This is a genomic window from Microbacterium sp. ZW3a, assembly GCF_057167165.1.
Genome location: NZ_CM169903.1, coordinates 236,551 through 248,933 on the forward strand (window position 1 = coordinate 236,551; position 12,383 = coordinate 248,933).

Below are 12,383 nucleotides of genomic sequence, written 5' to 3' on the forward strand. Positions count from 1 at the left end.
CGGAGCATGTCCCACTTACGGCGGAGCATGTCCCACTTCTTGCCGTCTGAGCGCCGCCGAGGCGACAACGAGTGGGACGAGCCTCGACGATGGGGACATGGATGCCATTCCCAGGCGCCGCCTGTAACGTAGAGAGGTCGGCTCTGGACACCGCACCGTGTGCGGATGGGTTTGTGAGTCCAAGGGGCCGATGGAGAGAACGCGATCGCGTCTCGACCATCACTAGTGAATGGCCCCCGGCCGACGCATGTCCGGGTTCGCACCGCGCCCTGCGGTGCCGCTGTTTCGCGCGAACAGAACCCAGAAGGACACCCATGCCCAAGAACAAGAAGCCCGCCGGCGGTCGCGCCGCGAAGAACTTCGAGCCGCGCTACGGAGCGAAGACGTCGTTCCAGGACCGCAAGCGCCGCCCCGGCTCCGAGGCTCCCGAGAAGGCCGGCAGCAAGAGCCCGAACCACCGCGGCTACCGCGCTCCCGAAGCCGACGCCGCCCCCGTCAAGGGTCGCTGGACCGCGCAAGACCGCGTCGGTCGCGACGAGGCCCGCGGGATCCGCAGCCAGGCTCGCGGAGACGACCGCTACGCGCGTCCCGAGCGGGATGCTGCGCCCCGCGGCCGCGACGACCGTGACGCCCGCTCGTTCGAGCGTCGTGACGATCGCCCGCGCCGCTCGTTCGACGAGCGCCCCGCGCGGTCGTTCGACCGCAACGACCGTCCGGCCCGTGACGACCGTCCGGCTCGGTCGTTCGACCGCAACGATCGCCCCGCGCGCTCTTTCGACCGGAATGACCGTCCGGCTCGCTCGTTCGACCGTAACGATCGTCCGGCGCGGTCCTTTGACCGGAGTGATCGTCCCGCCCGTGACGACCGTCCCGCCCGTGACGACCGTCCTGCGCGCTCGTTCAACCGCGACGACCGTCCGGCCCGCTCGTTCAACCGTGACGACCGTCCGGCCCGTTCGTTCGATCGCAACGATCGCAACGATCGCCCCGCGCGCTCGTTCGATCGCCGTGATGACCGTCCGGCCCGTGATGACCGTCCGGCCCGTGACGACCGTCCGGCACGCTCGTTCAACCGTGATGACCGGCCCGCCCGCGACGACCGTCCGGCCCGCTCGTTCAACCGTGATGACCGGCCCGCCCGCGACGACCGTCCGGCGCGGTCGTTCGACCGCAACGACCGTCCGGCCCGTTCGTTCGAGCCGCGCAACGACCGTCCCGCGCGCTCCTTCGAGCCGCGTACCGATCGCCCCGCCCGCTCCTTCGAGCCGCGCGACGAGCGTCCGCGCCGTGACGACCGCCCGCGCCGCACCGACGGACCGAGCCGCTCCGACTGGAACGCGACGCCGAAGCGCTCGGCCGAGCACGAGGACCGCGTCGATGTCGTGCACGAGCGTCTGCAGGCGGAGGCCGTCGACGCCGCGACCGTCGCAGAGGCGAGCTTCTCCGACCTCGGGCTGGGCGACAACCTCGTCCGCGCCCTCGCGGGTCTCGGCGCGGCGAGCCCCTTCCCGATCCAGGCGGCGACCGTGACCCCGATCCTCGAGGGGCGCGACGTGCTCGCCCGCGGCCGCACCGGCTCGGGCAAGACCATCGCGTTCGGTGCTCCGCTGGTCGAGAGCATTCTGCGTTCGCAGGCCGGTCAGCGCCGCGAGTTCGGCCGTTCCCCGAAGGCCCTCATTCTGGCCCCCACGCGGGAGCTCGCGCTCCAGATCGACCGCACCGTGCAGGTGCTCGCGCGCAGCGTGGGCCTGTTCACGACGCAGATCTACGGCGGTGTGCCGCAGGCGCGTCAGGTCGGTGCACTGAAGAAGGGCGTCGACATCATTGTCGGCACCCCCGGCCGTATCGAAGACCTGCTCAACCAGGGCAAGCTCGACCTCTCCGACGTCAGCATCGCCGTTCTCGACGAGGCCGACCACATGTGCGAGCTCGGGTTCCTCGAGCCCGTGCAGCGGATTCTTCGCGCGACCGCGGACGGCAGCCAGAAGCTGCTCTTCTCGGCCACCCTCGATCGTGAGGTCGCCGCGCTCGTCGACGAGTTCCTCGTGGAGCCCGCCGTTTACGAGGTCGCCGGTGAAGACCAGGATTCCGGCACGATCGAGCACCGCGTGCTCGTGATCGAGCACCGCGACAAGGCCGAGATCCTCGACTCGCTCGTCGACCGCGCGGGCAAGACCCTCGTGTTCGCCCGCACCCGCGCGTACGCCGAGATGCTGGCGGAGCAGTTCGGCGAGTCCGGCATCGCCGCGGTCGCCCTCCACGGTGATCTCAACCAGCAGAAGCGCACCCGCAACCTCGAGAAGCTCACGTCGGGTCGCGTCAACGTGCTCGTGGCCACCGACGTCGCCGCTCGCGGCATCCACGTCGACGACATCGACCTGGTGATCCAGGCCGACGCTCCCGACGAGTACAAGACGTACCTGCACCGCTCGGGCCGCACGGGTCGCGCGGGCCGTCGGGGCACGGTCGTGACGCTCATCACGCGTCAGCGCCGTCGCCGCATGACGGAGATGCTCGACCGGGCCGAGATCGAGGCGCCGTTCGAAGAGACGCGTCTCGGTGACGACGTCCTCGAGGAGCTGGCCGGTCGCCAGCTCGCCGACGTCACGTCGTAATCACTGTTCCGAGAGCCCCGTCCGCCATCGCGCGGCCGGGGCTCTCGTCGTTTCAGAACAGCGTCGGCTCGCTCGCCGGAGCCACGCGGGGGCGACCGGATGCCGTCGGCCCGGTGGTGCGCACCGGCCCGAGCCGCGGTGTCTCGGGGGCGCGGGCGGCGAGCCCCGGCTGCGGGCGACCGCGCGGGTGGTCGTCTTCGTCCCAGCCGTCGAGCCGGTGCATCCGCAGGAGCGGGTGCATGCGCTTACCGAGCCACTTCCGGTAGGCCTGCGGCGCCTGGACCGACACCCCGGGGTACAGCCCGCGGTACGACGACATCAGGTGCGGGTGCTCGCGTTCCAGCCACCGCAGGAACCACTGCTTCGCCCCCGGTCGCAGGTGCAGCGCCCCGTACACGACGCGCACCGCGCCGGCCGCCCGGATGCGCGAGAGCGCGTGATCGAGCGCGGGGATCGAGTCGGTGAGGTGGGGGAGGATCGGCATGAGGAACACCGTCACGCGGAACCCGGCGGCCGTCGCCGCGCGCACCGTCTCGAGCCGCGCCTCGGCGGTGGGAGTGCCGGGTTCGAGCGAGCGCTGCAGGGCGTCGTCGAACACCGCGATCGACAGAGCGAGGGAGACGCGCACTTCTTTCGCCGCGTCGGTCAGCAGCGGAAGGTCGCGGCGCAGCAGAGTGCCCTTGGTGAGGATCGAGAACGGTGTGCGACTCTCGGCGAACGCGTCGATGATGCCGGGCATGAGCCGGTAGCGCCCCTCGGCCCGCTGGTAGGGGTCGGTGTTGGTGCCCAGCATCACGGGTTCGCGCGCCCAGGACCCGCGGCGCAGTTCCATGCGGAGCACGTCGGCCACGTTCACCTTGACGACGACCTGCGAGTCGAAGTCGGCGCCCGAGTCGAGGTCGAGGTACTCGTGCGTCTTGCGGGCAAAGCAGTAGGCGCAGGCGTGGCTGCACCCCCGGTAGGGGTTCACCGTCCAGTCGAACGGCATGGCCGAGGCCCCGGGTACGCGGTTGAGGGCGGTCTTGCACATCACCTCGTGAAAGGTCATGCCCGCGAATTCGGGCGTCGTCACGGAGCGGACGAGCCCGTCCATTCGCTCCATGCCCGGGAGCGCCGCGGTGTCGTCGACGCTCAGTTGCTGACCCTGCCATCTCATCGCTCTATGGGAACAGAGATTCGAATAAAGGGCAAGCGGATGCCGGGAACTCTCGAATCCGCGCGGGCGGGTCGCCTCGCTGCATTCGTCTCGCACAGGTACCCGGGCGAGAATGGGTCGAGTGTCGTCCCCTGATCCCGAGCTTTCGCCCCGTCGCGCCGCGCGCGCGGAGGCCGAGCGACGCGCGACGGCGGCCCTCACCCTCCCGCCCACCCCCGCCGGCCCGCCGCCCTCGCGACGTCGCGTGCGGGAAGAGGTCGCGGCGCCGAGGTCCGCGCGCACGTGGTGGAGTACCCGTTCCGCGCTGGTGCGCCGCCGTCTCGCCGCCCTGGCGCTCGGCGCGGTGGTCGTGGCGGCATCCGCGGTAGCGATCGGAACGGCGACCGCCGGCGAGAACCGGGATGCCGCGGACGCGGGCGCTGCTCCCGAAGTCGCTGCCGCGCTCGCCGGCCCCCCGGCCGTCCCCGCGGAAGGGCTCCCGGTTCCCGTGCTCGCCGCGGCCCCCGCGCCCACGACGCCGTGCGACGATCCCGCCTTCACCGGGGCTCTCGCGGCGGGCGACGACGGGGCGGCGATCGCCGCTGTCGGTGGCGGAGAAGCCTTCCGCGCCGCGGTGGCATCCGGGATCGCCCCCTGCGTCTCGCTCTCGGATGCCGACCGGCAGTGGGTCGTGGTCAACAAGCAGCGCCCCTACGATCCCTCCGACTATCGCCCGGGCGATCTCGTCATGCCCGACGGGGTGCGGGCGCTCGAGGAGTCGGCCGTGCGTGCGCCCGCCGCGAACGCGCTGACGGCGATGGTGCGGGCGGCGGCCGACGCGGGAGCGGGCGAGATCGGGTACCTGAGTGCGTTCCGCTCGTACTCCACGCAGCAGGACACCTACGCCGGTCGCGTCGCGGTCGGCGGGGTCGAGGAAGCCGATCGCGAGAGCGCGCGCGCCGGCTTCAGCGAGCACCAGTCGGGGCTCGCCGTCGACATCGTGCCGTGCAACAGGTCGTGCGGCACGCTCGACGACGTCGCCGGATCGTCGCAGGGCGCGTGGGTGCGCGATCACGCGTGGGAGTACGGCTTCATCACCCGCTACGACGTCGGGCGCATCGACGTCACCGGTTACGAGCCCGAGGCCTGGCACCTGCGCTACATCGGCCCCGAACTGGCGAAGGCCTACCACGACGGCGGCTACACGACGCTCGAGGAGTTCTTCGGGCTGCCGCCCGCGCCGACGTACTGACCCGGGGTCAGACCGCGACGAACACCGCCGCCGAGACCACCCAGAACGCCACCACGAAGACGGTGTCGCGGCGTCGCCAGGGCATGGTGTGCCGCTCGGTGCGGTCGGGGTGCGCGCCGAAGGCGCGGGCATCCATCGCCAGGGCCACCCGCTCGGCGTGCCGAATGGCTCCCGCCAGCAGCGGCACCACCGTCCGCACCCAGCGCGCCGGGGCCGTGAGCGGTCCGCCGCTCGCCCCTCGCACCCGGTGCGCCTGCCGGATGACCTCGAGCTCGTGCCCGAATCGGGGCACGAACCGGATTGCCGCGAGCGCCGCGTACCCCACGCGGTACGGCACGTGCAGCTGCTGCACGAGCGCGCGCACGAGATCCGTTCCCGCGGTGGTGAGGCCGCCGATGAACGCGAGCGTCATGATCGCGGCCAGCCGCAGACCGGTCGCGAGGCCGATGGCCAGCGCTCCGTCGGTGAGAGCCCAGTCGCCGATGCGCAGCACCGAGGCCGTGGCATCCGTTCGCTCGGGGTCGACCCACAGCGCGAACCCGAGCCCGACGACGACGACCGACGCCGGCACGACGAGCCCGAGGAGCATGAGCGTGCGCGGCGTGAGGCGGGCGCCGACGAGCAGCAGAGCGGAGGCAAGCGCGAGGAACGCCGCGGGCGTGGCCAGGTCGCGGACGAACACCAGCGCGATCATCGCGGGGAGGGGTGCGGCGATCTTGGCGAGCGGGTTCAGCGCCCCGAGGAACGCGCCTCGTGCGATCGGGGCGGCCACCACCGCGGTCACCGGTCACTCCCGGGAAGGTCGCGCATCCGGGTGATGCCCGCGAGCTCCGGATGCCGCTGCACCCCCGCCAGCGCGCGGCGCAGGGGCGGAGCCACCAGGCCCGTGCGGGCGAGCAGGGCGTCGTCGGCGAACACGGCGTCGACCGGGCCGTCGGCGGCGAGGGTCCCGGCATCCACCACGACCGCGCGGTCGGCGTGCTCGGCGACGAGCTGCATGTCGTGCGTGACCGCGACGATGGTCGTCCCCTCGGTGCGGAGGTCGTCGAGGAGCGCGAGCAGCTCGTCGGCGCGGGCACGATCTTGACCGAACGTGGGCTCGTCGAGCACGAGCAGACGGGCACCGCCCACGAGCGCCGTGCCCACCGACAGCCGGCGCTTCTGCCCGCCCGAGAGGAGGAACGGGTGCACGTCGGCCTTGTCGGCCAGCCCGAAGCGTTCGAGCAGCGCCGCGGTGCGCTCGCGCACCTCGCCCTCGGGCAGGCGTGGGCGCCGCAGACCGTGGGCGATCTCGTCGAAGACGGTGGTCGCGATGAACTGGTGCTCGGGGTTCTGGAAGACGAAGCCCACGTGGCGCGCGAGCGTGCGCGCGTCGGCGCGGCGCACGTCGATCCCGTCGACGTGGACGGCGCCCCGCGGCGGGCGGCGCACCCCGGCGATCGCCTGGGCCAGGGTGGTCTTGCCCGCCCCGTTCGCGCCCACGACGGCGACGAATTCGCCCGCGCCGATCTCGAGGTCGATTCCGTGCAGCACCCGCGTGCGGCCGCGGTCTACGCGCAGGCCGCGCACGCGCACGACGGCGTCACCGGTCGGCCGCGGGCGCGTCGGGCGAGGGGGGGATGCCACGGCGGGAGCGGGCGCGTCCTCGAGCGCCGCCCGCAGTTCGCCCGGCATCACCGGCAGGCGCGGGAGGGCGTACCCCGCGCGGCGCAGGCGCAGGGCCGCGAGCGTCGCGGTCGGCAGCCACACCCCGAGCGCGTGCAGCTCCTCGGCGCGGTCGCGCAGCACCGCGTCGACTCCGCCGTCGGCGACCGTGCGTCCCGCGCCGTCGAGGGCGATGACCCGGTCGACGAGCCCCATCGCGGCATCCAGGTCGTGCTCGATCAGCACGATCGAGCGGTCGCCCGCGGCCACGACGTCGCGCAGGGCCGCGTACACGTCGGCGACTCCGGCGGGATCGAGGGTGGCCGTCGGCTCGTCGAGCACGAGGAGCGGTGACCCCATCGCGAGGGCGCAGGCGATCGCGAGACGCTGCCGCCCGCCGCCCGAGAGCACGTCGGGCGCATCGTCGCGACGGTCCCACAGGCCGACGCGGCGCAGGGCGGCCTCGGCCCGGGCGAGCACGTCGGCGACCGGCAGCCGGAGGTTCTCGGGTCCGAAGCACACCTCGTCGAGCACCGTGCCGGTGATCAGCTGGGCGTCGGGGTCTTGGAAGACCATGGCCACGGTCTGCGCGAGCTCGGCGACCGGGGTGGTCGCGGCATCCCGCCCGTTCACGACGACGGTGCCGGCGACCTCGGCGGGAACGGCGTGGGGGATCAGCCCGTTCATCGCCAGGGCGAGGGTCGACTTGCCCGAGCCGCTCGGGCCGAGCACGAGAACCACCTCGCCGGGGAAGACGTCGAAGCTCACGTCGGCGGGCGTCGCACGGGTTGCCTCGAAGTGCGTGACCGCGACATTCCGCACGCGCAGGAGAGCGCCGACGCCCGTGTGGGGCGCCGTGGGCGTCGTGTGCGGCTGGGTGGTCACGGGAGTCCTGTCGGCGAGGACTCCAGTCTACTTAGGCGCCCCTTACCTCCCGGTTCTGTCCTCTTGACGTCGAAGCACGCCGCGGGTGTCGACGCTCCTCGGCAGGGGGCGATACATTCGAGATCTCCTCCGCCCGAACGGATGATCTCGTGACCGGTTTGTCCCGCCGCCAATTCCTGCACGCCACCGCCGCCGCTGCCGCCGCGACCGGGCTCGGGTTCGACGTGCTCGCGCCGCACCTCGCCCGCGCGGCGACACCGTCGGTTGACATTCCGTCGACCCTCCTGCAGACCATCCGGCAGGGGTCGATCCTGTCGGGGAAGTACCGCACGCTCACGACGGGGCCGGGCGAGCCGTACCTCCCGCGCATCGACGTCTTGCGGCGCTCGCCGTCGGCCGCCCGCACCACCGCCCGCCGCTCACTGCTGTACCTCGGGCATCTCTCCGACCTGCACGTGATCGAGGCGCAGTCGCCCGGCCGCATCGAGCCGATGATCGTGCAAGACCATTCGGCGTGGGGGTCGGCGTTTCACCCGCAGGATCCGCTCAGCCCGCACGCGACCGCGGCCATGGTGCAGGCCTTCTCCGACGCCCGGTACAGCCCGCTCTCCGGCGCCCCGATGAGCGCCGCGATCGTCACGGGCGACAGCGCCGACATGCACTCGCACCTCGAGCTGCGCTGGTACATCGACCTCATGGACGGCCTCTCTGTCGACCCCGCGACCGGCGGCCCCGAGTGGCAGGGCGTGCAGGCCTGGAGCGAGGCGACGTGGGCGTATCGCCCCGGCGACCCGCGCGGCGGCGCCTTCGGCGACTACGGGTTCCCCCGCCTGCCCGACCTGCTCGCCCAGGCCATCGCGCAGCCGGTGGAGTCCGTGGGTCTTCCCGCCCCCTGGTACGCGGTGTACGGCAACCACGACACGCTCCTGCTCGGCACGTTCGACGTCAGCCCGCAGCTGCGATCGCTCGCTGTCGGCGCCCGGAAGTCGTACACCCTGGATGCCACGGCCTCCACGGCCCTCGAAGGCTGGGCCGCGGGCACGAGCGTCCTCGCGCAGACGCTCGCGGCCCTGGGGTTGGCATCCGGGGGTCCGGGGTTCATGGACGTCACGGCCAACCCCGAGCGGTACCTGTTCGAGCAGCGCGACTTCATGGCCGAGCACTTCCGCACCGAGCCCACGCCCGGCCCGATCGGACACGGGTTCACCGCCCACAACCTCACCTCGGGCGAGACGTGGTGGCAGGCCGACCTCAGCCCGCGGGTGCGCGCGTTCGGACTCGACACGTGCAACGCCGTCGCCGGTCCCGATGGAGCGGTGCCCGAGTCGCAGATGCGGTGGCTGCGCGCGCAGCTCGAGATCGCGCAGCGCGACCAGGTGCTCGCGCTGATCTTCAGCCACCACAACAGCCTGACGCTCGAGAACCGCGCCACCCGGCCGGGCATGGACGAGAAGCTCTACGGCGCCGAGGAGTTCGTGGCGATGTTGCTGGAGTTCCCCGTCGTCGTCGGGTGGCTCAACGGGCACACGCACCTGAACCAGATCCTCGCCCACACGAACGCGACCGGCGGCTTCTGGGAGATCACGACGGCGTCGTGCATCGACTTCCCGCAGCAGCAGCAGGTGGTCGAGATCGTCGACAACCGCGACGGCACCCTGTCGCTGTTCACCACCGTGCTCGACCACGCCTCGCCGGCCGTGCCGGGCTCCTCGGGTTCCGTCGCCGACCTGGCATCCCGAAGCCGCGAGCTCGCCGCCAACGACTGGGCCGAGACGCCGCTCATGCGCCGCGGTTCACCGCTCGACCGCAACACCGAGCTGCTACTGCCGGCGCCGTTCGACCTCTCGGTGATCACCGACGCGCAGCTCGAGGCGCAGCACGTGACCGAGCGGGCACGGATCCTCGCGTACGAGACGGAGCGGGGACTGTGAGGCGCGCTCTCTTCGCACTGCCTCTGGTGGCGGTCATCGCCCTGGCCGGCTGCTCGCAGGTCGCCGCGATCGCCCCTGTGGGCGGCAACCACCTCACGGAGGTGCGTTTCGCCACCATCGACGTATTGCAGCAGAAGGGCATCGCGCTCGAGGCCGTGCCGACGTGCACCGCCGACGACGGGGCGGTCTCGTGCACGGGCACGACAGCGGCGGGCGAGGCCATCACCGCCACCTCGCCGTCGACCGACCCCGACAGCTTCACCGTCACGATCGAGTCCGACACCCTGTTCACCGGCAGCGTCAGCGCCGTGATCGACCAGGCCGCGGGGGTCGCCCCGTGAGGCGCGTCCTGCTCATCGCGGCCGTCGTGCTGGGGAACGCCGTCGTGCAGGCGCTGTGCGTGATCCCGGCACGGACGCCCGCGGCATCCCTCGGGTTCGTGTCCCTTCTGGCCGGGTCGGTGCTGGCGCTCGTCGCCACGGCGACCGTCGTCGTCGTGCTCGTCGGTGCTCCCGGCCCCCTCCGCTCGCGAGTCCTCCGCGCGCTCGCCGCCGTGGTGATCGCGCTCGTCGTGGTCGGCGTCCTGGCAATCGTCTCGACCGCGACCCTGATCCCCGCTCTCCTCATCGCCTTCGTGGTCGTCTCGCCGGCCGGAAACGCGGATGCCACGGCGTGGAGCGGCCTGCGGGCGTTCGCGTGGCATCCGGTCCGGGCCGTGCTGCTCGCCCTGCTGACCGCGCTGGCGATCGTGGTGCTCGTCGTGGCCGCACTGCTGCTCGGCTTCTTCGTCACCGGGGGGCTCGGCTCGTTCGCGACGTGGGTGGTCGTCGGTGCGGTGGCCGCTGTGCTCGCCCGGGCCTGGGCGCGGCTCGCGGTGCGCCCCCCGCGCGTGCGGGTCGGCTAGGCCGTTGAGCAAAGCGGCCTAGGCGCGGATGCTCGACGCGCCTCGTTCGAGAGCGTCGGCGCCGATGCCCTGCATGATCGACCGTGCCAGACCGGGCACGTATCGCGTCATGGCCTGCATACTGCGGTTCGACGCTCCGAGAAGGTACTCGGAGCGTCGGCCTGCCGCTTCCCGCGCGAACCGCGGTGCGGCCCACGACATCGGGTAGCGCTGGGGACCGATGAGATCTGCACCGTTCTCCATATGCGGCGGCGAGACGATGGCGATCTCGATGCCCCGAGCGCCGAGCTCGTAGCGCGCCGAGCGCGCGAACGAGATGAGAGCGGCTTTCGCGGCACTGAAGTTGTCGAGCGACGGGGTGCCGATGTACCCGAGCGTCGAGGCCGTAGCGACGAGACGGGTGACGTGGGCCGCATCCTTGTGGCGGGCGAGTGCGCGCGCCACCCGGACGAACCCGAGGTAGGTGACATCGACCTCGCGGACGAGGTTGTCGTCCCCCCGGGTGAGGATGCTGCCCTGGTAGAGCTGCGACGCCAGGTAGACCACGAGTGCAGGCGTGCCGCGCTCGCGAATGGTGCGCTCGATGGTCGCGTCGACTGCGACATCGTCGCTCACATCGAGTGCCGCCACCTGACGGAAGGGTGCGACGTCGGCGATCACGGATCGCGCGAAGCCGACGACCGACCGACCGGCACTCGCGTACTGGCGTGCGATCTCATGGCCGAGGCCACGAGAGGCTCCGATGATCCAGACGTCGCGATCGGGAGTGATGCTCTTGTTCATGATGATTGTCCCCTAGGATGTTGGCAGTGACCACATCGTAGGGAAGGAATGTTGGCAATGTCAACTTCGGCGCGCCCGTATCACCATGGCGACCTCAGAACCCGGCTCCTCGACGTCGCCGAGGAGCTCCTCGAGGAGGGCGGCGTCGGTGCCTTGAGCCTTCGCGAGGTGGCCCGGCGCGCAGACGTGTCACACAACGCGCCCTATCGCCACTTCGCGAGCAAGGACGAGCTGCTCGCGGCTCTTGCCGCCTCCGGGTTCGACAAGCTCGCCGCATCCCGCGCCGACATCTCGGACCCGCGGGACGCCCTCGTCGAGAGCGGGCTCGCCTACGTGCGCTTCGCGCTCGAGCACCGGGCCCTTTTCCGCCTCATGTTCTCGGGCGCGGCCGGCGGTGAGAGCGACGAGTCCGTCGCGAGCGCCGCGTCAGCCGCCACGGTGATGCGCGGTGCCTTCGGTGATGACACACCGGGGGACGCGCTCATCAGTTCGTGGTCGTTCGTGCACGGCCTCGCCGGGCTCCTCCTCGATGATCAGGTGCCCGCGGGCTTGCGCGCCGGACGCGACGACGAGGCGCTCGCCCGCGACATCCTGACGCTTACCGCGCGAGCACTCGACACCAGCGTGAGCGATACGCCCTAGGCGACGTCAGTGGCGCGTGCGCGTCGGCTAGTGCCGCGACAGGCCGCGCGCGACGCCCGTTCCGCGCAGCCCCGACCCGATCGCGATTCCGGCGGCGGTCCACACCACGGGACCGAGCACTCCCACCACGAGATACGTCACCTGCGCCCACGGGGCGAGAGCGCTGATGTCGGCGGCGAACCACACCGCGACCGCGACGATCAGGCCGATGATCACGGCCGACACGAAGAACCGGGCGGCCGCCCAGACGCGGTAGCGGGTGAGGGCGGCGACGCCCTCTTGGATGCCGCCGAACAGGATCGCCGTGCCGAGGAAGCGGAAGGTCCACTGCGGGGCCATGGCGCTGGCGACCAGGGCCGCGAGCACGTGGGTGAGCAGCGCCACCCACGCTCGGCGCACGACCTGCTGCGCAATGATGCCGGGCAGCACGTGCGAGCCCAGCACGAGGCCGTAGGCCCAGGGGGCCGTTGCCAGCACGACCAGAGTCAGCCAGCCGGCCGCGCCGCCGAGGATTCCCGTCCCGACGCCGATCGCGGCACAGACCAGCAGGACTCGGGTGGAAAGACGCGAGGTCGACACGGGATCAGCGTAT

At 72.0% G+C, this 12,383-nt stretch carries 11 protein-coding genes; 6 read left to right on the forward strand and 5 right to left on the reverse strand.

Annotation, left to right across the window (positions count from 1 at the left end):
• Positions 1-314 precede the first annotated feature (314 nt).
• Positions 315-2,615 (forward strand): DEAD/DEAH box helicase, encoded by a 2,301-nt coding sequence (locus ACU6WY_RS01140; RefSeq protein WP_483820654.1) that lies wholly within the window; start codon positions 315-317, stop codon positions 2,613-2,615.
• A 52-nt stretch (positions 2,616-2,667) separates the two neighbouring features.
• Here ACU6WY_RS01140 and ACU6WY_RS01145 read toward each other — a convergent pair whose 3' ends face one another.
• Positions 2,668-3,771 (reverse strand): Rv2578c family radical SAM protein, encoded by a 1,104-nt coding sequence (locus tag ACU6WY_RS01145; RefSeq protein ID WP_483820655.1) that lies wholly within the window; start codon positions 3,769-3,771, stop codon positions 2,668-2,670.
• A 121-nt stretch (positions 3,772-3,892) separates the two neighbouring features.
• On the opposite strand from ACU6WY_RS01145, the gene ACU6WY_RS01150 reads away from it, so the two are divergent.
• Positions 3,893-5,002: a M15 family metallopeptidase gene (locus tag ACU6WY_RS01150; RefSeq protein WP_483820656.1), complete on the forward strand. Its 1,110-nt coding sequence runs from the start codon at positions 3,893-3,895 to the stop codon at positions 5,000-5,002.
• Between the two features lie 7 nt (positions 5,003-5,009).
• Here ACU6WY_RS01150 and ACU6WY_RS01155 read toward each other — a convergent pair whose 3' ends face one another.
• Complete coding sequence (locus tag ACU6WY_RS01155; RefSeq protein ID WP_483820657.1) at positions 5,010-5,786, reverse strand: energy-coupling factor transporter transmembrane component T family protein; 777 nt, start codon at positions 5,784-5,786, stop codon at positions 5,010-5,012.
• Positions 5,783-7,531: an ABC transporter ATP-binding protein gene (locus ACU6WY_RS01160; RefSeq protein WP_483820658.1), complete on the reverse strand. Its 1,749-nt coding sequence runs from the start codon at positions 7,529-7,531 to the stop codon at positions 5,783-5,785. Before ACU6WY_RS01160 ends, ACU6WY_RS01155 begins: the two co-directional genes overlap by 4 nt.
• Before the next feature lie 149 nt (positions 7,532-7,680).
• On the opposite strand from ACU6WY_RS01160, the gene ACU6WY_RS01165 reads away from it, so the two are divergent.
• Genes ACU6WY_RS01165 through ACU6WY_RS01175 form a run of 3 tightly spaced genes read left to right on the forward strand, consistent with a single transcriptional unit; the run spans position 7,681 to position 10,366 of the window.
• Entirely contained in the window at positions 7,681-9,462 is a 1,782-nt protein-coding gene (locus ACU6WY_RS01165; protein ID WP_483820659.1) for a TIGR03767 family metallophosphoesterase, read from the forward strand.
• On the forward strand, positions 9,459-9,803 hold the full coding sequence (locus ACU6WY_RS01170) for a hypothetical protein (RefSeq protein ID WP_483820660.1): 345 nt from the start codon (positions 9,459-9,461) through the stop codon (positions 9,801-9,803). The genes ACU6WY_RS01165 and ACU6WY_RS01170 overlap by 4 nt, the downstream gene beginning before the upstream one ends.
• On the forward strand, positions 9,800-10,366 hold the full coding sequence (locus ACU6WY_RS01175) for a hypothetical protein (RefSeq protein ID WP_483820661.1): 567 nt from the start codon (positions 9,800-9,802) through the stop codon (positions 10,364-10,366). Before ACU6WY_RS01170 ends, ACU6WY_RS01175 begins: the two co-directional genes overlap by 4 nt.
• Before the next feature lie 18 nt (positions 10,367-10,384).
• Here the strand turns inward: ACU6WY_RS01175 and ACU6WY_RS01180 are convergent, their stop codons facing one another.
• Positions 10,385-11,149, reverse strand: coding sequence for an SDR family NAD(P)-dependent oxidoreductase (locus tag ACU6WY_RS01180; protein WP_483820662.1), 765 nt, complete (start codon positions 11,147-11,149; stop codon positions 10,385-10,387).
• Between the two features lie 57 nt (positions 11,150-11,206).
• Here ACU6WY_RS01180 and ACU6WY_RS01185 point away from each other — a divergent pair, with 57 nt between their 5' ends.
• Entirely contained in the window at positions 11,207-11,791 is a 585-nt protein-coding gene (locus ACU6WY_RS01185; RefSeq protein ID WP_483820663.1) for a TetR/AcrR family transcriptional regulator, read from the forward strand.
• Between the two features lie 27 nt (positions 11,792-11,818).
• Here ACU6WY_RS01185 and ACU6WY_RS01190 read toward each other — a convergent pair whose 3' ends face one another.
• Complete coding sequence (locus ACU6WY_RS01190; protein WP_483820664.1) at positions 11,819-12,370, reverse strand: ECF transporter S component; 552 nt, start codon at positions 12,368-12,370, stop codon at positions 11,819-11,821.
• Positions 12,371-12,383: the final 13 nt, after the last annotated feature.

Bases quoted from the DNA above. Each gene is read 5' to 3' on its own strand.
- ACU6WY_RS01140 (WP_483820654.1), top strand. From the start codon at position 315: ATGCCCAAGAACAAGAAGCCCGCCGGCGGTCGCGCCGCGAAGAACTTC.
- ACU6WY_RS01145 (WP_483820655.1), bottom strand. From the start codon at position 3,771: ATGAGATGGCAGGGTCAGCAACTGAGCGTCGACGACACCGCGGCGCTC.
- ACU6WY_RS01180 (WP_483820662.1), bottom strand. From the start codon at position 11,149: ATGAACAAGAGCATCACTCCCGATCGCGACGTCTGGATCATCGGAGCC.
- ACU6WY_RS01185 (WP_483820663.1), top strand. From the start codon at position 11,207: ATGTCAACTTCGGCGCGCCCGTATCACCATGGCGACCTCAGAACCCGG.